Below are 19,002 nucleotides of genomic sequence, written 5' to 3'. Positions count from 1 at the left end.
TCAGGCCTGGACAGCTTCTTCAAGGCCAGTGATGCTGATTCCGGCGCCGAGGACTTTGTACTGGCGATTGATCCAGATCAGAACAGACGTGAGCGCCTCCCCTGCGGCCGAGTTTGCAAGCGAACCGCCGCCAACGCCGCGTTTGGCAACCGCAGCGGCCAGTTCTATCACCTGGTTGCGGGCTTCCTTGTCGTCGCTGAATACGAGGACATCGCAGTCCGCGCGCCCGCCCTTGTGCAGCTTGGCCGCGCCGACATTGTGGAAGGCGGAAACGACACGCACATCCGGTCCTAGGATGCGCTGGGCAATCTGGGCCGCGGACCCCTCACCGGGGAGCTGAACCACGGAAACCTTCGGCGGCACCAGTGGGACTGCCGCATCGACCACGATCTTGCCCTGGACGGCATGTTTGATTTCTTCGAGTGAGGCGTCGTGGCTGGCAAAGGGCACAGCAAGCACCACGACATCTGCCGCCAACGCGGCCCCGGCATTGTCTTCGCCGCTGATACCTGATCCAAGCTCTACAGCCGCTGCAACTGCTTTTTCGCGGGAGCGCGAGCCGATCACGACCTTGTAGCCGGCAGCCGCCCAGGCCTTTGCAAGACCTGATCCAAGGTCCCCGGTTCCTCCGATGATGCCTATGATGGGCTTCGACGTCTCTTCCATGATTTTTCCTGCCTCACTTGGTTGCTGGGACGATGGCTGGGCGGCCCTTACCGGTCTTCCGAAGAAGGACGCGCCCATGTTCGTCACATTAAAATGGTACTATCATTAGTAAGATAGATCAAGTGAGAAAAACAGGTAAAAATCAGGCGTGCATGCCCGCTCCGAGGTAGGCTTCACGAACATGGGGGTCGTTTATCAATCGTTCACCTGGGCCCTCGAGGGCCATGGTGCCGGCCTCGAGCAGATAGGCGTAGTCGCACATGTCGAGCGCTGCAAAAGCGTTCTGCTCAACCATCAGCACAGTGGTGCCGGATTCGCGGATGCCCTTGATGATGTTGAAGGTCTGTTCGACGATGTTCGGCGCCAGGCCGAGCGACGGTTCGTCGAACATGATGAGTTTCGGGCGCGACATCATCGCGCGGCCGATGGCGAGCATCTGCTGCTCACCGCCCGAGAGCGTGCCCGCGATCTGCTTCCGGCGCTCCGCCAGTCGCGGGAACAGACCGAGGATACGGTCTATGTCGTCGGCAATACCTTTCGCATCCGTGCGGAGATAGCACCCCATCTCAAGGTTTTCCAGCACCGTCATCTGTCCGAAGACACGGCGGCCTTCCGGACAGTGCGCGATGCCCCGTGCAAGGATGCGGCTCGCCGCAAGGCCCGTTATCTCTTCGCCGTTGAAGAAGATTTGCCCCCGAGACGCCGGAACGATACCGGAGATCGCGCGCAGCGTCGTGCTTTTGCCCGCTCCGTTGGCGCCGACGAGCACCACAAGCTTGTTGGCGGGAACCTTCAGGGATATGCCCTTGAGGGCTGTGACCTTTCCGTAGCAACAGACAAGATTTCTGATTTCAAGCATGCTTGATCCCTCCCCCAAGATAGGCCTTTATGACTTCGGGGTCGTTCTGGATGACCGAAGGCGTGCCATTCGCGATGATGCGTCCGTAGTTCAGAACGACGATGCGGTCGGAGATGCCCATGACCATGGGCATGTCATGTTCCACGAGCACGATCGTTGTTCCTTTTGACCGCAATTTGTTGAGCAACTCAACGAATCGTGCCGTCTCCGATGCGTTCATGCCGGAAACCGGTTCGTCGAGCAGCAGGGCCCGTGGACTTGCCGCAAGCGCCAGAGCGACTCCCAGCAGCCTCTGGTCGCCGTAAGGCAGGCTTCCGCCAAGCTCATCGGCCTCATGCTCAATTCCGACGAGCCGCAGGATTTCCCACGCTTGCTCGCGGAGCGCCTCCTCTGCGCTGCGTTCCTTCGGCAGGGAGAGGAGCGTACCGAACAGGCTTGCAGCCGTGCGCCGGTGCAGGCCGATCAGAACATTCTCAAAAACCGAAATCTTTTCGAAAACGCTGGTCCGCTGGAACGTGCGCACCAGACCGAGCCGCGTGACCTCGTGCGGCTTCAGTCCGTTGAGCGATGTGCCACGGAACGTCACATTGCCTTGGGTCGGCTTCTGGAACCCGGTGATCACGTTGAAGGCGGTCGTCTTGCCTGCCCCATTCGGGCCTATGAGGCTGACGAGTTCTCCTTCATGCACCTCGAAATTCATGTCCGAGATGGCGACGAGGCCGCCGAAGTGCACCGCAACGTGCTCGACCGTGAGGATGGGGGCGGAAAGTTTGGTCTGCGGGTTTATCATGCTCTGCCTTTCCCGGTCTGGAGGGCCAAGGAGGATCCGTTTTTCTCAGCGGGCGTGGGGGGCCGGTTGAACCAGCGCTCAATGGCCGGAACGATGCCGTCAGGCAGCACGTAGACGATGAGGATCATCAGCACACCATAGAGAATCCACTGAACCTCAGGACCGACATAGTTGCGCAGGATCACCGGTGCGATGCCGAAGATGAGCCCGCCCACAACCGGACCGGCAAGCGTGCCCTTGCCGCCAGTAATCACCATGATGACCATGGTGACAGTATTGAGGAACATGAAAATCATGGGGTCGATGATCTGGATGTAATGGGCATAGAGGGTGCCCGCCAGGCCCGCGAGTGCTCCAGAAAACACGGCCGCCAGCACGAGATATCTGGTGACGCTGATGCCGACGGAAACAGCCAGGGTCTCGTTCTCACGCAAGGCGATCATCGCGCGGCCGTAGGGCGAGTAGACCAGGCGCTTGATGACGACATAGGCGAACGCGATAAAGGCGAGCACGAGATAGTAGTTCTGAGCCTTGCTCAGGAACGTCATATATCCTGTCCACTCGAAACCGAGGGTCAGCGGCGGGATACCGGGCAGCGCCAGCGGCCCGTTCGTGAGTTCGACCCAGTTGAGGGCGACGAGCCGGACGACCTCGGCGAAGCTGACCGTCACAATGACGAAATACGCTCCGCGCACCCGAAACGCGAGCTTGCCGATCAGATAGCCGCACAGACCCGCAACTGCCGTTCCAAGGATTACTCCGATGAATGGCGGCCATGGTTCATGGGTTATCTGGTAGCCGAAAATGGAAAGGCTGAAACCGAGCGACGTCAGCGCACTGGTATATGCACCAATTCCAAAGAAGGCCACATGGCCGAGACTGAGCTGCCCGGTATATCCCAGCAGCAGGTTGAGACTCATGGCTGCGAGCATGAATATCCCGGCGACGACCAATGTGTGCAGATAATATTTGTCGTGAAGCCAGAGCGGCACCGAAGCAAAGAAGAGAAGGGCGATGATGGGAAGGTAACGTTTCATCCGACGCGCTCCGTCCGGGCGAAGAGACCCGTTGGTTTGAAAAGAAGAACTATGATGATGATCACGAATCCCATCGCATCGCGGTAACCCGACGAGATGTACCCGGCACCGATCTCCTCGGCGAAAGCGAGAATGAACCCGCCTATGGCGGCTCCTGAAATGTTGCCGAGACCACCAAGAATGACGATGGCGAACGCTTTCAGGGATGCAAGGTCGCCCATCGTCGGCGTTACGACGAAGACCGGACCGAGCAGCGCTCCGGCTGCAGCCGCGAGGGCGGATCCCAGTCCGAAGGTCGTGGTGTAGATCGCGTTGATATTCACGCCCATCAGGGCAGCGGTGTTGCTGTCCTGGAACGTCGCGCGCATCGCCTTACCAAGCTTGGTACGGTTTATGACGACATAGGTCGCGGCAATCAGCGCCAGGGCAACGACAAGCACCATCGCGCGAAGCCAGGAAAGCGACACTGGGCCGAGCGTCAAAGGTTGCTCGGGCAGCGGCGACGGAATCGATTTTGCAATTCCTCCCCAGGTGAGCTGCTCCACATTCTGGAATATGATCCATGCGCCGATCATGAGCAGCATCGTGGTATCGATGTCGGCTCCACGCTTGTTGCGGAGCAAGGTAAACTCGATGAGCGCCCCCAACACCATACCGGCAGCGATCGCAAAGGCGATTGAAACGAAGAAGTTCATGCCGAGTATGGTGGCGAAGAAGTACATCATATACGCGCCAAACGTATAAAGCTCACCATGCGTGAAATTGACGATCCTCATTATTCCGAAGATCAGAGTCAGACCGATACCGAGCAGCGCGTAGGTGCCGCCCATTATCAGTGTATTGACGAGATGCTGCAGCAATTGGTCCAAGACAGTCTCCTCACCTGTTCGCATCGATTGCAGGCCTGCGGCGCAAGACGCCGAAGCCGCCGAAACGGCCAGCCAGGACCCCGGTTCGCAGATGTCCCATGAAGTGCCCGAAATCGGCTAAAATTCCTCACCTTTTGAAGTAGCCGGACACCTCCCGCCCGGCCGCCATTATTTGCCCCTATTCCGACTCTCTCGTAGTGGTTCCCTTACCGGGCGGATCAACTGCCCAATCGGCTCAACCAACGGAATTCGACAAATTGGTCATATCTTCTTATTGTTAGGAAGATAATATTATTCGGAGAATTTCGCAACCGCTATTCGGAATTTTTATCTGATGGTCGGAATCATCGATGCCGCTGCCGCAGGAGATGTCCCCATTGGCCGGCTCGTTGAGATTGGCCGGGCCACTGACGCTGGGCAGAACGGCGATAAGCAAAGCCACTCGGCCGCACGCATTCGCTCAGGCGTTCCTCCGCCCGCGAGGGCGCAAAGAATCAGCGTCACCTTCCTTCGGTGGCTTCATCGAGACACTCGACGAATCCCATGGCGTGGGCCAGCAGTCCTTCGCGGAAGTAAAAGCGTTGAGCGAGTGCCTTGTGCAGTCCTGTGTCGAGCACAAAGTGCTTGCAACCGGACTGGAGTGCATGATCGCGCGCGACGGACAGCAGCTTCGCTCCCAGCCTGCCGCCCCGCGAATTCTCGTCGACAACCAAATCATCCACATAGACGAACCGCCCGTGAAGCAGGTTCTCCTGGACGCGATAGCCCACGGCGCCGACGATCTTTGTTCCGGTCCAGGCGGCAGACAGGAGATAGCCCTGTTGAAATTGCCGCAGGACCTGCTGCAGGAACGCATCCTGGTGATTTCGGTGGGGTCGCAACTGCGACATCACCGCGTGACAGGCGATTATTTCCGACGGTTCCCTTACGGCTCTGATCTCTGGATCCAGGCTCATGCGCATCTCCGTCGCGGCAAAGGCAGCCCCCGAGGGGGATGTTCTGCATTTCACGTCCAATTCCTTCATGGTTAGGGCCTGCTGTACGCATGCCACCAATGCGGGAATCTAGGAATTCCTTGCCACATTCCCCAGAGCCACGAATCGCAATCAGGGCTGGGCCATATCGATGTCTGATGCTTATCGCCGAAGGCGATTGTCAACCGGCAACGACTTGAGGCGGGGGGATGTGAGTTCAACAAAAAAACCAGCAACTGGAACGAAACATCCCAGGTTGCTGGTTTTGATTGGTGGGCACAGTAGGGATCGAACCTACGACCCGCTGATTAAGAGTCAGCTGCTCTACCAACTGAGCTATGTGCCCGTCAGCCGCTTTGACGACCGAAAGTGAGCGCTCTATAACGGGGCAAATCTTGCCTGTCCAGCCCTTCTTGAAAACTTTATGACGGCAGTGCACAACTGCGACGAGAAGCATGGGTCAGACGAACAGCCTGCCCTCGGCAATCCTGATCGCCGCGCCGCCGATGCGCCCGCCGGTCAGCTTCTGGTCAGCGATATCAAGTTCCAGGCGCAAGCTTGATGGCCTGCCCATCTCATGTCCCTGCTCGATGACAAGGCGCAGCAGCCCGTCAAGCGGCCTGTCGAAGGCATGGATGGCGCCCGCAAAAGCCGCCGTGGCCGAACCCGTTGCCGGATCTTCATAGGTCCCGTCGTCGCTGACGAACATGCGCGAATGAAAATGGCTGCCATGCAGGATCGTTTCCCGGCAATAGCAATAGACCGGCAGTTGCCGGTGACCAATCGTCGGCGCCACATCCTTCATGGCGGTCTGGTTGATCCTGATGCGCCCGGCGGCCTCAATCCCATGGATGGGTACCAACAGAAACGGCACGCCGGCGTCCCATATGCTCGGCACATGGTTCTCGAAGCCGATCTCTCTCGGCTCGAGCCGCAAGGCGTTGGCTATGGCGATTTTGTCGTACTTGTAGGGTATGGACTGCGGCAGGCGCGGAAGGTCGAATTCGGCAAAGGCACCTTCGGCATTCAGCCTGACGCCGCAACGGACCGGCCCGACCTGCTCTTCGAGAATGATCAAGGCATCCTGATCGTCTTCGACGGCGCCGAAGCGCCGCTGCGCCAGCGCTATGGCTGTTCCGACCGTCGGATGCCCGGCAAACGGCATTTCATAGTCGGGCGTAAAAATGCGTGCCCAGGCCGTATGGGCCGGGTTTTTGGCGGGCAGCACGAATACCGTTTCGGAAAGGTTGAACTCCCGCGCAATCCGCTGCATGGCCTGATCGTCGAGGCCCTCCGCATCGTGGACGATGGCGAGGGGATTTCCGGTCAGCACCTTGTCGGTGAAAACGTCAAAGACCTCATAGCTGCGACCGCGCATCGGTATTGCTCCCCAATTGGTATCGGGCGAAAATAGAACAAGGCCTTGTCCATGCAAGACAAACCTTGTGACGGTGACATTCAGCCCTGCGCAAAGTGCCAGTCGGCGAATGTCCGGAATGTATCGGGCGTGCTGTCGCCCATTTCTCCCGCGGCGGAAATCGCCGTGACATCATCGAGCTCGGAATCGGCTTCGGCAGCAATATGGCGACGGATCCGCTCAATCAGATCGGCTGCGGGAGCCGCGAAATAATGCCTGCGAAACAAGGCGATGCTGCGGTTTGCTGAGACCAGATGCATATGTGCGTCCCGATGACTTGCCTCCGACAGCCTGACGCCGGTTTCTTCCTCGACCTCACGCAACATATTACCATCAATATCGACATATTCACCCACAACATCGCTCTCGTCATAGGACCCGGCAGGAAAATAGACGCGCCCTGCCGCAGCCGTTGAAGCTGACATACGGCCGGCAATGAGTTTGTTGTCGTTCGAAACGATGACCCCCACACTGAATATGTGCCAGGGCTTGTTGCTGGCGGCATTGGCCTTCCAGTGCATCATTGTGGCAAACCGGGTTCGGTGATACCTCGCCTCGAATGCCCGGTTTACCACATCGGCCCGCTCGGCCATGAAGAATGGCCCGTTGAACAGCGCCGGATTGGCGCCAGTCTCGTCGGCCCAACGCGCGGCGATGTCGGCATTGTGATCCAGCTCGTAACGTAGCGGAGCACTGTCAATCCAGACGACGGCGCTTGTTAGCGGGATGACGGTCTTCTCGGGAATATTCTGCATCGCTCAGATCATGTTCAAAGTAACCGTGACCGGACAATGGTCACTCGCCTTGGGACGGTCCCAGCCTGTCCGCGGAAACAGTTCTACCTCCTGCTTGGGCGGAAATATGGTCCGATAGGGTTGGCCGCGGCGAATAATGTCCGGAATGGCGTCGGCATTGCTTCGTGCCAGTGCCGGCGAGGCCAATATATAGTCAAGCTGGCACAGGTGCCGCTCCTCGGGGCCGCGCGTGTGATAGAGCGTCCAGCGATCCATCACCGGCCGCCGCTCAACGAGGTTCTCGCAAAAGCCATCGCCCAATAGCACGTCCAAACTGCTCTCTGCCTCACTGACGGGGCTGAAGGTAAATCCGGCAAGCGAATCGCCGCCAATGACGATCCTCTCGCGATAATCATTGAAGTCGCCGCATATGACCCAGTGTTTGGCGGCCGGTCCGCCGCTATGCGCAAATTTGTTTTCGATGATTCGCCGCACTGCCTTGGCTTCCGCAACGCGCACCGGCATCGTCGAGGTACGGCCGTCCATGCCGTTCCGCGGCGTGCCCATCGATTTGAAATGACTGACAAAAAGCGTCAGGGGCTTGCCGCCGATGCGAACGTCCACTTCAAGGCAATCGCGCTTGAAGATGCGCTCATGTGGCTCAATCCCCAACAAGGCAAGCTGGGGTTCATATATACCGAAGTCGTTGTAAGTGACGTGGGCGTGGCTGGTCATCCCGACAAATTCTATCGCATCGCCATGGCGAGTCTGGTCCCGCATCAGCACCGCAACATCAATGCCGCGACTGTCATTGCCCTCGACCATGAATTTGTGCCGGTACCCTTCCCCGATCATCTTGAACAGATAGCCGAACTCGAAGGCATTGAGCGCACCGATATTGTCGACCTCCTGCAGGCAGAGAATATCCGCGTGCGTTTCGGCGATCGCGAGCGCTGTCAGCTGGCGCATATCGTCCGCATGCGCGATTGTCCTTGCCTGTTCCAGCTGCCGGTATTGCTCTTCGTCCTGTATCTGGAAGAGTTGCAGGGTCCGGTCCTTGTTGAGATTGTTCCTGAATCCCGAGTAATCAAAACGGTTCATCAGATTTTCGACGTTGAAGGTAGCGAGACGAACGGACATGCAAAACTCGGTGTTGAAACTATCTTCGGGGAAGCAACGTAGCTTCAACATACCTTATTGGTGATTTGCTGCCAGTGGCCAACAGCCATTCAATCTCTTATATGAATAGGATGACTTATTGTGATGGTGCACCGATGAAAGCCTTCAAAATCATAATCGCGATGCTTGGCCTCCTGGTGACAACGCAACTGGCGGTCGTTCCGGCCCAGGAAATCCAGATGTATCGACCGGCGCCACGCGGCCTTGATGCTGTGCCCATCAAGCCGCTTATTCTGCGCAACAACTCGCCTGCCAACCCCGCTTCGCCGGATTGCACCGGATCGTCACGCTGCAAGGACTTCCGGGTGCGCACGCCCATTGGTCCGTCGGGCGTCAGACCGGCAGAACGAACGCAGATAGAACGTTGTCAGGGCCGGTACCAATCATACCGCGCGTTCGACAACACATACCAGCCGTTCAACGGTCCGCGCCGCCGCTGCACCCTGTAGTCAGGATTCAGCCGCGTTCGCGATCCCTCATTCCGGCAGGCCCGCCTTACGCAAACCCTCCGCAAATGTCGCAAGGTCTTCAGCCCGGCGGATGGGCAACCAGTCAATGAGATTGGATATGCGGAGCTGCGGATCGAGGCGGCGCAAATGCTGCATCGCCCGATGCGCTTCCTCAGTTCGGTCAGCGAGCGCATGGCTCGCCGCGATGATGCCCACCACCATCAGGAACGTCGGCAGATCCCTGAATGATTTTTCCGCCCATGACGACGCAGCATCGAAGCGTTTGGCAAATAAATGGGCCATTGCCATGCCGGCTTGCATGCGGAACATCTCGGGGTCGAGAGGGCTCAGGCGCATCGCTCGCGAAAAATGATCGATTGCATCATCCGGTTGGCCATTCCACGTCCTCAGAAATCCACCAAGAAACCAGGCAGATGCCAGATTCGGATTGAGCACCAACGCCCGATCGAGCAATGCGATCCCGCCTTCGAGGTCGCCGGCAAGATGGCCGAGCGCATGGCCGCTTCTGGCAAGCGCCACCGCATCATCCTTGCCCAGCTCGACGGCGCAACGCGTGAGCCGGATACCCTCGGAGATCTCCTGGGAGCGGTCCGCCATCCAGCCATTGACCTTGCGCCAGAAATAGCACCACCCTGCCATGGCGTAAGCCGAGGCGAAGTCGGGATCGAGCTCTATTGCCTTGTGAAACAAGGGCAATGCCTTGTTGATGTCCTCTTTGCCGCCCTTTTGCAGATTGGCTATTCCCCGCAGATAGCAGTCGTAAGCGTCGAGGCTTTCCGTGGATTTACGCTTTGCACGCTCTATTTCCGCCCGCTCCAGCCGTGGCGCGATAGCGCCCACGACGCTCGTGGCCAATTGGTCCTGAAGCTCGAATATGTCGTCGAGATTGCCTTCAAAACGATCTGCCCAAAGATGCCCGCCTGTCGTGGCGTCGATGAGCTGGCCGGTCATGCGTACCCGGTTTGCTGACCTGCGCACGCTGCCTTCCAGGACATATCGCACGCCCAGCTCGCGCCCTACCTGCTTCACATCGACTGGCAGCCCCTTATAGGTGAAACTCGAGTTGCGGGCGATGACGAAGAGCCAGCGAATATGTGACAGCGCGGCAATGATGTCCTCCACCACGCCATCGCCGAAATACTCCTGTTCCGGATCACCACTGAGGTTGTGAAATGGCAAGACTGCTATGGAGGGCCGGTCCGGTAGGGGCAGGCTGCCACCAACATTCGCATTCGGTTCCGGCCTCGGCTCCGGCAGGGCCCCTTCATCCGGCGAAACCGCCTCCTCCACGTCACCCACGAACCGGAATCCTTTGCGGGCTACCGTCCGTAACAGGCGCTGATCGACGCCATTGTCCCCTATCGCCTTGCGAACGGCGTTGATATGGCTCGTGATGGTCGATTCGGAGACGATCCGTCCATCCCATACCGCGTCGAGCAGGTCGTCCTTGCTGACGACGCGGTCCCGGTTCTCGACAAGGTGGATCAGTAAATCGAAAACCTGGGGACCGATCGCAATTGGCTCGGACCCGCGAGTGAGTTCTCGACGCGTCGTATCGAGCACATAGTCTCCGAATTTGAATGACACTCTGGTGCTCCTTGCCCCCTCAGCCGGGTACCTTGCCGATACCAGCTCGGGCAGCCTGATTTTCAATCATCCGTTACCATGAATGCTGCGCTCTTGGACAAATAGTCAAGGGAAACGCAATGACAATCCAAGAGCGCGACAAGGACTTCAATCTGTATCTCCGGCATTCTCCACCGCAGTCGATCGCACTGATGCGACGGACAACATAGGAGATCGAGCCATGAAAATCGTGGTAATTGGAGGTACGGGCCTCATTGGAACGAATGTGGTCAGCCGGCTGCGCCGCGAGGGGCACGAGGTCTTGGCGGCATCGCCCAGAACAGGCGTTAACACGCTGACAGGTGAAGGCTTGGCAGAAGCGCTGGCCGGCGCCGAGGTTGTAGTGGACGTAGCAAATTCGCCGTCGTTCGAAGACAAACCTGTGATGGAGTTCTTCGACACGTCCGGACGCAATCTTCTCGCGGCAGAAGCGGCCGCAGGTGTAAAGCATCACGTCGCACTGTCGGTGGTTGGCACCGAGCGCCTGCTTTCGAGCGGTTACTTCCGCGCAAAGTGGGTTCAGGAAAACCTGATCAAAAACGCTAAGATCCCCTATACGATCGTCAGGGCCACACAGTTCTTTGAATTTGTGGGCGCTATTGCCCAGTCAGGGACGGTCGGGGAAACGGTTCGCCTGTCGCCAGCGCTTTTCCAGCCGATCGGCTCTGACGACGTGGCCGGGGCCATGGCACGCTTCGCCATGGGCCAGCCAGTCAACGGCACTGTCGAGATCGCCGGTCCCGAGCAGATACCCCTTGATGAGATTGCCCGGCAGTTTCTGGCTGCCACAAAGGATCCAAGGACGGTCGTGGCCGACGTTCATGCGCGTTACTTTGGTATCGACGTCAACGATCAATCCCTTACCCCCGGCGATGATGCACATTTGGGTTCGATCCATTGGCGCGACTGGCTCGGCAGCATCACATCGCAGGCCGGCGAAACCGCCCACGCTCACTAAAATTATGCTGGATTGAGCTTGCTACTCATTCCAGCACATCCGCCCACAGCAAACTCAGCAGGACACATTTATGAACGCTTTCAAAGAGAAAACCGTCCTCATTACCGGCGGAGGCAGCGGAATCGGTCTCGCCGCTGCCAAGCAATTCGCCGCACATGGCGCCAAAGTCCTTATCACTGGACGTCGTAAGGAAGTGCTGGAAGAGATATCGGTCAACAATCCGAACATTCACGGTCATGTTGCCGACGCAGGAGATCCGGAGACTGCTCACCGCACGATCGAAGCGGTACTCGATCGGTGGGGCCGACTTGACATACTGATCAACAATGCCGGGAACGGCGCCATCCAGCCACTGGTTGGAACCAGCGCCCAATCCGTCGCAGATATCTTCGCTGTGAACGTTACCGGCCCCGTCCTTCTCACCGCCGCTGCCGTTCCCCACCTTGCGGAGACAAAGGGCGCTATCGTCAACATGTCGAGCACGTTTGGCAGCAAGGCTGCCGCTGGCCTGTCGCTCTACGCATCGAGCAAGGCGGCTGTAGAGCATCTCACACGCTGCTGGGCGCTCGAGCTGGCACCCCAGGGAATTCGGGTGAATGCCATAGCGCCGGGACCGGTCGAGACCGAATTTCTTCGCGAACGCATGAAGCTTTCCGATGAACAGATTGCCGCCGTAAAGGACCAGGAGCGCCAGAGTATTCCCCTTGGCCGACGCGGCGTCCCTGACGATGTGGCCCAATGGATATTGAACGTGGCAGATCCGCGCGCGACTTGGATTACCGGACAGGTCATCGCGGTCGATGGCGGGCTCGTCACCTCCTGAATACAACGAAACGGCCGGTGGAGCGATCCACCGGCCACTTCATTCGTTTAGGCGTTGAGCCTTAGTTCTTGGCTTTGTCGACCAACTTGTTGCTGCCGATCCAGGGCATCATGCCGCGCAGCTTCTCACCGACTTCTTCAATCTGATGCTTGTCATTGTTGCGGCGGATCGCCTTGAAGCGCGATGCGCCGGCCTTGTATTCCTGCATCCAGTCGGACGTGAACTTGCCGGTCTGGATGTCGCTAAGAACGCGCTTCATCTCGGCCTTGGTTTCGGCAGTGATGATGCGGGGACCGGTCACATATTCGCCCCACTCAGCCGTGTTGGAGATCGAATAGTTCATGTTGGCGATGCCGCCTTCATAGATCAGGTCGACGATCAGCTTCACTTCATGCAAGCATTCGAAATAGGCCATCTCCGGTGCATAACCGGCTTCGACCAGCGTTTCGAAACCAGCGCGGATCAATTCGACCAGACCGCCGCAGAGAACGACCTGCTCGCCGAACAGATCCGTTTCGCACTCTTCGCGGAAATTCGTTTCGATGACGCCCGAGCGTCCGCCGCCAACGCCGCAGGCGTAGGACAGCGCAAGATCATGGGCATTTCCCGATGCATCCTGATGGATTGCGATCAGGCAGGGAACGCCGCCGCCCTTCTGGTATTCGCCGCGTACCGTATGGCCCGGGCCCTTCGGTGCGATCATGACGACGTCAACCGACTTCTTCGGCTCGATGAGGCCGAAATGCACGTTGAGGCCGTGAGCAAAAGCAATGGCAGCGCCATCGCGGATATTGTCGGCAATGTGATCCTTGTAGATGTCGGCCTGCAGTTCGTCCGGCGTCGCCATCATCATCAGGTCGGCCCACTTTGCGGCCTCGGCTACGCTGACGACCTGGAAGCCATCGGCTTCTGCCTTCTTGGCGGTCGCTGAACCAGGACGCAGTGCAATGCGCAATTCCTTGGCACCTGAATCCTTCAGATTGAGCGCATGGGCGCGCCCTTGCGATCCGTAGCCAATGATCGCGACCTTCTTCGACTTGATCAGATTGATGTCCGCATCGCGGTCGTAATATACACGCATTGATGTATCCTTCCCGTGTTAGGATTTAGTGGCCATGTCGGCCGTTTTATGAACTCCATAAAGAGCCAGAAACTGCTGTGTCGCCCGCCGGGCATCCCGGTCGATCGCCGCTTCAGTCAATTCGAACCGGTCGCCAAGCAACAACCGGATTTGCACATCCCGGACCACCAGCCCGAAGAAAGTGCGAAACGCCTCATCTGTGTCATTGAATGCAAGGAGGCCGGTATCCAGCCCGAGCTGAAGCAGCGGCTTCAGCCGGCGCGCCATTGCGAACGGGCCGTTCTCGAGCACGATCGCGCCGAGATCATGTTTGTCGCTGCCGGCATGTCCAACGGCGACCCGGTTAAGCGCGACCGAAATAGTGCCCGAAAGGACGCGCAGCCAGTCAGATGCAAAACGCTCAAGGCCACTGGTCAATGACTTCAGGCTGAACGCTTCAGGATCGACAGGCACGCCCCTCACCTTCGCCGCCTGCCATTGCACGGTCGCCGTCAGAAGGCCGTCGCGGTCGCCGAACCATTTGTAGAGGCTTTCCTTGGAACAACTCGCACGTCGCGCAACACTCGTCATTGTCAATGTGTCGCCGGCTTCGACAAGCAGGGCCAGTGCCGCATCGAGCACGTCCTTCTGGCGCTCGGTCAAGGCATTCTCGTTGACTTCTACTGCTGGCTGCACTCGCCGCTCTCCCACCGTACCGTACCGTACGTTACGGCGGCGTTGTAATATGGCCGAGCATGTTTGGCAAGCGGTCGTAAGAAATATTCCGGTTTGCCCAACTGCATTTATACAGGCGCACCCATGAACCATCTGCCTTTTTCCAGAACTGAACCGAAAAACCGCGATTCTGGACTGAAAATTTCAACGTGCGATTGATTTTACGGTGTGCCCGGTTGTTTCCGGGCAAGCACCTAGATGTTCACCTGGGTGCCGATTTCAACGACTCGCCCGGTGGGAATTTGGAAATACTCCGTCGCATCGCTGGCCGTCCGCGCCAACGCAATGAACAGGCGGTCCTGCCAATGCGGCATTTCAGATCGTGCCGATGCCTTCAGCGAACGTCGTGAAAGGAAGAAGGACGTCGTCATGATGTCGAACTTCCAGCCCTGCTTGCGGCAGATCGCGAGGGTGCGCGGGATGTTCGGACGTTCCATATAGCCGAATGTCAGCGTCACACGCATGAACAGGTCATTGATCGGCTCGATTCGTACCCGATCGCTCTTCTTGACCAGCGGCGTGGGGGCCGTGATAACGGTCAGGATGACATTGCTCTGGTGCAAGACCTTGTAATGCTTGAGACTATGCATGAGCGCCGTGGGCGTACTCTTCGGATCGCCGGTCAGGAAGACAGCGGTGCCAGGCACAAGGGTCGGCGGATTTTCCGCCATCTTCTTGGAGATCAGGTCAAGCGGGACCTCACCTTTGCGGGTCTTTTCGAAGAGCTGGCGGCTGCCGCGGACCCAGGTTGCCATGATCAGTATGATGAGGAATGCGACAACCAGCGATGCCCAGCCGCCATCGACCACCTTGATGAGGTTGGCGCTGACAAACGTCACGTCGATGATCAGGAAGCACAGTGTCACCGCGACCGCGATCCACATGCGCCACTTCCAGATGCGGCTCATCACGATGAAAAGCAGGGTCGTCGTAACGATCATGTTGCCGGTAACCGCGATACCGTATGCCGACGCAAGATTGGACGATCGCTCGAAACCAAGCACCAGCAGAATGACGACAAGCCCGAGCAGCGCGTTCACGCGGGGAAGATAAACCTGTCCCGACTGCTTTTCGGACGTATGCTCAATGTTCAAACGCGGCAGAATATTGAGTTGTACCGCCTGCCGGGACAAGGAATAGGCGCCGGAAATCACCGCTTGGCTGGCGATCACCGTCGCCATCGTGGCGAGTACGACCATTGGTAACAGCGCCCAGTTCGGGAACATCTCAAAGAACGGATTCTTCGCGGCTTCGCCATGAGCGAGAATGAATGCACCCTGTCCGAAATAATTCAGGAGCAGACAGGGAAAGACAATCCACATCCAGGCCGTGGCGATGGGCTTGCGTCCGAAATGACCAAGATCTGCATAAAGCGCTTCGGCGCCGGTGACCGCCAGAAATACCGTGCCAATGGTCGGGAACGCCGTCGCCGGGTTCTCGACGATGTACTCCACCGCATAAATGGGGTTGAACGCCGCAAAGACGCTCAGATCGTCCGCGATATGCCAAAGACCGAAGAACCCGAGCGCCAGGAACCACAGCAGAGTGATCGGTCCGAAGATCGTCGCAACGCGCGCGGTGCCGAAACGTTGGACTGAAAACAGGGTCAGCAGGATGACAAGTGTAATTGGGACGATGAAGGGCTCGAGCGCTGGCGTAACAATCTCGAGACCTTCAACGGCCGAGAGAACCGAAATCGCCGGCGTAATGACCGCATCGCCATAGAAAAGCGACGCTCCGACAATACCGAGGGCCAAAATGAGTTGCGGGCGCGTCTTGAAACTTGAGCGCGCCAACGCCATCAGGGACAGAATGCCGCCCTCGCCGTCATTGTCTGCGCGAAGCACGAACAGAACATATTTGATGGTTACAATGACCGTCAGCGCCCAGAAGATCATCGAGACGACGCCGAGCACATCTGTACGGCTCAAAGTGCCATCCAGGGACGCGGCGTGAAGAGCCTCGCGAAATGCATAGATAGGGCTGGTGCCGATATCGCCATAGACGACGCCGAGAGCACCAAGCACGAGCACAGGGAAAGCTTCTTTGTGATGCGGTTCCGGTTCATAGGTGACGGCACCGTTATCGCAGTTCTCGTCGCCCATTGACTGGTCAATCATAAAGGTTTTCCCTCGCTCCTACAGCGTGGGCGGACGAGTTAGTCGTGTTGCAGCGCAATATCAATCGCCATTTTTTCATAGCTCTTCACTCACGTTATGCAAAAACGCATGACAACGCAAATCCTCTGCGCGAATCAACGGGCTAGGCTTTGAGTGCATCCATGAATCTTTCTACCGCGCCGGACATTCCGTGGACCAATGCATCGGCAGTCAGGGCATGACCAATTGATACTTCCAGAAGATTTGGCAATTTCCTGACTAATGGAGGAAGATTGGCGACTGTCAAATCATGCCCTGCATTGACGCCGATTTGTGCTTGTGCCGCGGCAGCGCCAGTCATTTCCAGTTTTGCTAGCTCGTCATTCGCGCGGCGTAGGTCGTCATGGGCGCCGCCATAGGGGCCAGTATAGAGCTCGATCCGATCCGCACCAAGCGCCTTGGCCGCAAAGGGGGCTTCGGGATGCGGATCGACGAATAAGGAGACACGAGCATCCTGGCGTTTCAAGCGCTGAATAACGGGGCGAAGGAAGTCAGCTTCCCGCTCCAGATCCCATCCATGATCGGAGGTGGATTGCTGCGGATCATCAGGTACCAGAGTCACCTGCTCGGGCTCATTTTCTGCAACGAGCTCCAGGAATTCCGCCGAGGGATAGCCTTCGATGTTGAATTCCGCCTGGGGAAACTCATCGTCGATCAATGCACGGATCGCCGGCAGATCGGAAAAACGAATATGTCTCTGGTCCGGACGCGGATGCACCGTGAGCCCCGATGCTCCAGCTGCCAAGGCAATACGGCCAAGGCTGATAACGTTTGGCCAGGGAAGGTCACGTCGATTGCGAAGCATCGCAATTGCATTGAGATTGACGGAGAGTGTCGCTGTCATTTGAGGTGTCCGGCAGGGAGTCCTGCCATTCTTTTACATGAGAAATGCGACATTAAACATTTCTATTTCAATAAAAAACGAAGTTCGGAATATCGGCTGCGACAGTCGTCCCGCCCCGACAGACCTTCCTCAACCTCCAAGCGAAGTATTACAGAACCAGCCGATATTCAGCGCACGACAGTCAGACGTTCGGCGGCACGCGTAATAGCTGTATAGAGCCAGCGCTCGCGTGTGTCCCGAAAGGCGTAGCTTTCATCAAAAAGCACGACATCGTCCCATTGTGAACCTTGGGCTTTGTGGGTTGTCAGCGCATAACCATAGTCGAAATCATCAAACCGCTTCTTCGTTTGCCAAGGGATTTCCGTGTCGGGATCTTCAAACTGCGCCTTGAGCAGCTTGATTTTGGCCACGCCCCTGCCCGGCTCCTCATCTTCCGGAGCAACGAGCAAATTGATGCCCGGCTTGACGGTCTCCCGCGAAGAGGTCATGACTTTCCACAACGACCCGTTGAGCAGTCCCTTTGCAGGATCATTGCGGAGGCAAACCAGCTTGTCTCCGGCCTGCGGAAACGACGCGGAGAATCCCTTCAGCTCACGCAGCCGGTGATTGTAGCGCCTGCGCGTGCGATTGGTGCCTACCAACACCTGATCGGCGCTGAGCACCAGGTCTTGCGTCACGTCGGTCTTGTAAATGACCTTTGCTGCGCCGAAATCCCCGTAGCTGAATTCGCGCCCCTCACGGACGTCCAGTGCCAGCCGAATGATAGGGTTATCGCGGGCCTGACGATGAATCTCGCTCAGGAGGAAATCGGGTTCATGCTCGGTGAAGAAGCCACCGCCGGAGATGGGGGGTAACTGACCGGGGTCGCCTAGTACGAGAATGGGCGTACCGAAGCTCATGAGGTCACGTCCCAATTGCTCGTCGACCATGGAGCATTCGTCCACAACGATTAGCTTGGCCTTTGCCACCGGGCTTTGCCGGTTCAGCGAAAATGTCGGGGCGATACTGGTCTTGCCCGTGGTTTCGTCCTCAACGGCTTCTTCGCCTCGTGGACGGTAGATCAACGAGTGCAATGTACGGGCATTCGTGGCGCCCTTGGAGCGAAGGACCTGCGCCGCCTTGCCGGTGAATGCCGCGAACTGGACGTCCCCTTCGATGTGTTCCGCGAAATAACGCGCCAGGGTCGTCTTGCCAGTGCCGGCATAACCGAAAAGCCGAAAAATCGGCTTACGCCCATCCTTCAGCCATTTTGAAACGGCTAGAAGCGCTTCATCCTGTTGTGGTGATAATTGCATGACCCTGAGTGACGGATTCGACGCACAAGAGCAAGGAAAATGGGCTCTCGTCGCCAATACTAGAGGTTATCAGGATTCCCCGGACGTATCTGGCCCTCGCCGATGCGGCCAAATTTGTCATCGACCATGCGGAAGCGATCGCCCTTGACCTGCAACCGCCAGCAAATTTTTTGCTCCTCGCCTTCGTAGGTCAGGCACAGGCTGTCCTTCTCCAGCGTCCAATCACCTGCATAGGGCATGCCTTTTGTCAGAACCTGTTCCGGTCTGCAGCATTCGATCATCTTGCCGCGAGACTTGCCGTCCGGCCCGAGGAACTCGCTGAAGTTGAACGGGGGCTCCGCTTTGATTTCTCCCGTCAGCGTCGATCCGCTGATCACCTTGCGCAATTCCTCTTCTGTCGTCGCCGGCCAGGAAGCATCTTGCGCCATAGCATGGCCGCCAATGAGCACTGGCCCAAACGCCACTGCAACCAACGCCAGCTGGCGCATTCTCAACGATATCTGCATT

General features: G+C 57.8%; 19 protein-coding genes and 1 tRNA gene. 3 read left to right on the top strand and 17 right to left on the bottom strand.

The window, feature by feature from the left end; all coding sequences use genetic code 11:
- From npdG to K9U38_RS00125, 10 genes are all read right to left on the bottom strand, one after another.
- Positions 1-666, bottom strand: a complete 666-nt coding sequence (gene npdG / locus K9U38_RS00170) for an NADPH-dependent F420 reductase (protein WP_224492319.1) — start codon at positions 664-666, stop codon at positions 1-3.
- 142 nt (positions 667-808) lie between these two features.
- Positions 809-1,525: an ABC transporter ATP-binding protein gene (locus K9U38_RS00165; RefSeq protein ID WP_224492318.1), complete on the bottom strand. Its 717-nt coding sequence runs from the start codon at positions 1,523-1,525 to the stop codon at positions 809-811.
- Entirely contained in the window at positions 1,518-2,315 is a 798-nt protein-coding gene (locus tag K9U38_RS00160; RefSeq protein ID WP_255606840.1) for an ABC transporter ATP-binding protein, read from the bottom strand. The genes K9U38_RS00165 and K9U38_RS00160 overlap by 8 nt, the downstream gene beginning before the upstream one ends.
- Positions 2,312-3,352 (bottom strand): branched-chain amino acid ABC transporter permease, encoded by a 1,041-nt coding sequence (locus K9U38_RS00155; protein WP_224492317.1) that lies wholly within the window; start codon positions 3,350-3,352, stop codon positions 2,312-2,314. The genes K9U38_RS00160 and K9U38_RS00155 overlap by 4 nt, the downstream gene beginning before the upstream one ends.
- Positions 3,349-4,221, bottom strand: coding sequence for a branched-chain amino acid ABC transporter permease (locus K9U38_RS00150; protein WP_224492316.1), 873 nt, complete (start codon positions 4,219-4,221; stop codon positions 3,349-3,351). The genes K9U38_RS00155 and K9U38_RS00150 overlap by 4 nt, the downstream gene beginning before the upstream one ends.
- A gap of 500 nt (positions 4,222-4,721) precedes the next feature.
- Positions 4,722-5,177 carry a GNAT family N-acetyltransferase gene (locus K9U38_RS00145; RefSeq protein WP_224492315.1) on the bottom strand — a complete coding sequence of 152 codons (456 nt, stop codon included), beginning with the start codon at positions 5,175-5,177 and terminating at the stop codon, positions 4,722-4,724.
- A 288-nt stretch (positions 5,178-5,465) separates the two neighbouring features.
- Positions 5,466-5,541, bottom strand: a tRNA-Lys gene (locus K9U38_RS00140).
- Positions 5,542-5,655: 114 nt separating this feature from the next.
- Positions 5,656-6,573, bottom strand: coding sequence for a PhzF family phenazine biosynthesis protein (locus K9U38_RS00135; protein ID WP_224492314.1), 918 nt, complete (start codon positions 6,571-6,573; stop codon positions 5,656-5,658).
- Between the two features lie 80 nt (positions 6,574-6,653).
- Entirely contained in the window at positions 6,654-7,367 is a 714-nt protein-coding gene (locus K9U38_RS00130) for an NUDIX hydrolase (RefSeq protein WP_224492313.1), read from the bottom strand.
- 3 nt (positions 7,368-7,370) lie between these two features.
- Entirely contained in the window at positions 7,371-8,486 is a 1,116-nt protein-coding gene (locus K9U38_RS00125) for an endonuclease/exonuclease/phosphatase family protein (protein ID WP_224492312.1), read from the bottom strand.
- A gap of 134 nt (positions 8,487-8,620) precedes the next feature.
- Here K9U38_RS00125 and K9U38_RS00120 point away from each other — a divergent pair, with 134 nt between their 5' ends.
- The gene (locus K9U38_RS00120; RefSeq protein WP_224492311.1) at positions 8,621-8,974 is read left to right on the top strand and encodes a BA14K family protein; all 354 of its coding nucleotides are present in this window, start codon (positions 8,621-8,623) and stop codon (positions 8,972-8,974) included.
- A gap of 27 nt (positions 8,975-9,001) precedes the next feature.
- On the opposite strand, the gene K9U38_RS00115 is transcribed toward K9U38_RS00120, so the two are convergent.
- On the bottom strand, positions 9,002-10,582 hold the full coding sequence (locus K9U38_RS00115; RefSeq protein WP_224492310.1) for a winged helix-turn-helix domain-containing protein: 1,581 nt from the start codon (positions 10,580-10,582) through the stop codon (positions 9,002-9,004).
- Positions 10,583-10,802: 220 nt separating this feature from the next.
- Here K9U38_RS00115 and K9U38_RS00110 point away from each other — a divergent pair, with 220 nt between their 5' ends.
- Both K9U38_RS00110 and K9U38_RS00105 read left to right on the top strand, forming a co-directional pair.
- Positions 10,803-11,579 (top strand): SDR family oxidoreductase, encoded by a 777-nt coding sequence (locus tag K9U38_RS00110; protein WP_224492309.1) that lies wholly within the window; start codon positions 10,803-10,805, stop codon positions 11,577-11,579.
- 70 nt (positions 11,580-11,649) lie between these two features.
- Positions 11,650-12,402, top strand: a complete 753-nt coding sequence (locus tag K9U38_RS00105) for an SDR family NAD(P)-dependent oxidoreductase (protein ID WP_224492308.1) — start codon at positions 11,650-11,652, stop codon at positions 12,400-12,402.
- A 61-nt stretch (positions 12,403-12,463) separates the two neighbouring features.
- Here the strand turns inward: K9U38_RS00105 and ilvC are convergent, their stop codons facing one another.
- From ilvC to K9U38_RS00075, 6 genes are all read right to left on the bottom strand, one after another.
- Positions 12,464-13,483: a ketol-acid reductoisomerase gene (gene ilvC / locus K9U38_RS00100; protein ID WP_224492307.1), complete on the bottom strand. Its 1,020-nt coding sequence runs from the start codon at positions 13,481-13,483 to the stop codon at positions 12,464-12,466.
- Positions 13,484-13,501: 18 nt separating this feature from the next.
- Positions 13,502-14,158, bottom strand: coding sequence for a TetR/AcrR family transcriptional regulator C-terminal domain-containing protein (locus K9U38_RS00095; RefSeq protein ID WP_224492306.1), 657 nt, complete (start codon positions 14,156-14,158; stop codon positions 13,502-13,504).
- Positions 14,159-14,391: 233 nt separating this feature from the next.
- Positions 14,392-16,317: a potassium transporter Kup gene (locus K9U38_RS00090; RefSeq protein WP_224492305.1), complete on the bottom strand. Its 1,926-nt coding sequence runs from the start codon at positions 16,315-16,317 to the stop codon at positions 14,392-14,394.
- Between the two features lie 142 nt (positions 16,318-16,459).
- A complete protein-coding gene (locus K9U38_RS00085; protein ID WP_224492304.1) occupies positions 16,460-17,200 on the bottom strand; it encodes a pyridoxine 5'-phosphate synthase in 741 nt (246 codons plus the stop codon).
- A 167-nt stretch (positions 17,201-17,367) separates the two neighbouring features.
- On the bottom strand, positions 17,368-18,495 hold the full coding sequence (locus K9U38_RS00080; protein ID WP_224492303.1) for an ATP-dependent DNA helicase: 1,128 nt from the start codon (positions 18,493-18,495) through the stop codon (positions 17,368-17,370).
- Between the two features lie 59 nt (positions 18,496-18,554).
- Positions 18,555-19,001, bottom strand: a complete 447-nt coding sequence (locus tag K9U38_RS00075) for a hypothetical protein (protein ID WP_224492302.1) — start codon at positions 18,999-19,001, stop codon at positions 18,555-18,557.
- Between the last annotated feature and the right edge of the window lies 1 nt (position 19,002).

The organism is Phyllobacterium lublinensis (genome assembly GCF_020164435.1).
Taxonomy (GTDB): Bacteria; Pseudomonadota; Alphaproteobacteria; order Rhizobiales; family Rhizobiaceae; genus Phyllobacterium; species Phyllobacterium lublinensis.
This window is presented reverse-complemented; position numbering and strand designations above follow the sequence as displayed.

Excerpts from the sequence above, each read along its gene's own strand:
- K9U38_RS00130 (WP_224492313.1), bottom strand. The coding sequence starts at position 7,367 with ATGCAGAATATTCCCGAGAAGACCGTCATCCCGCTAACAAGCGCCGTC.
- K9U38_RS00085 (WP_224492304.1), bottom strand. The coding sequence starts at position 17,200 with ATGACAGCGACACTCTCCGTCAATCTCAATGCAATTGCGATGCTTCGC.
- K9U38_RS00120 (WP_224492311.1), top strand. The coding sequence starts at position 8,621 with ATGAAAGCCTTCAAAATCATAATCGCGATGCTTGGCCTCCTGGTGACA.
- ilvC (WP_224492307.1), bottom strand. The coding sequence starts at position 13,483 with ATGCGTGTATATTACGACCGCGATGCGGACATCAATCTGATCAAGTCG.
- K9U38_RS00155 (WP_224492317.1), bottom strand. The coding sequence starts at position 3,352 with ATGAAACGTTACCTTCCCATCATCGCCCTTCTCTTCTTTGCTTCGGTG.
- K9U38_RS00125 (WP_224492312.1), bottom strand. The coding sequence starts at position 8,486 with ATGTCCGTTCGTCTCGCTACCTTCAACGTCGAAAATCTGATGAACCGT.
- K9U38_RS00135 (WP_224492314.1), bottom strand. The coding sequence starts at position 6,573 with ATGCGCGGTCGCAGCTATGAGGTCTTTGACGTTTTCACCGACAAGGTG.
- K9U38_RS00075 (WP_224492302.1), bottom strand. The coding sequence starts at position 19,001 with ATGCAGATATCGTTGAGAATGCGCCAGCTGGCGTTGGTTGCAGTGGCG.
- K9U38_RS00110 (WP_224492309.1), top strand. The coding sequence starts at position 10,803 with ATGAAAATCGTGGTAATTGGAGGTACGGGCCTCATTGGAACGAATGTG.
- npdG (WP_224492319.1), bottom strand. The coding sequence starts at position 666 with ATGGAAGAGACGTCGAAGCCCATCATAGGCATCATCGGAGGAACCGGG.
- K9U38_RS00080 (WP_224492303.1), bottom strand. The coding sequence starts at position 18,495 with ATGCAATTATCACCACAACAGGATGAAGCGCTTCTAGCCGTTTCAAAA.
- K9U38_RS00105 (WP_224492308.1), top strand. The coding sequence starts at position 11,650 with ATGAACGCTTTCAAAGAGAAAACCGTCCTCATTACCGGCGGAGGCAGC.
- K9U38_RS00090 (WP_224492305.1), bottom strand. The coding sequence starts at position 16,317 with ATGATTGACCAGTCAATGGGCGACGAGAACTGCGATAACGGTGCCGTC.
- K9U38_RS00165 (WP_224492318.1), bottom strand. The coding sequence starts at position 1,525 with ATGCTTGAAATCAGAAATCTTGTCTGTTGCTACGGAAAGGTCACAGCC.
- K9U38_RS00160 (WP_255606840.1), bottom strand. The coding sequence starts at position 2,315 with ATGATAAACCCGCAGACCAAACTTTCCGCCCCCATCCTCACGGTCGAG.
- K9U38_RS00145 (WP_224492315.1), bottom strand. The coding sequence starts at position 5,177 with ATGAGCCTGGATCCAGAGATCAGAGCCGTAAGGGAACCGTCGGAAATA.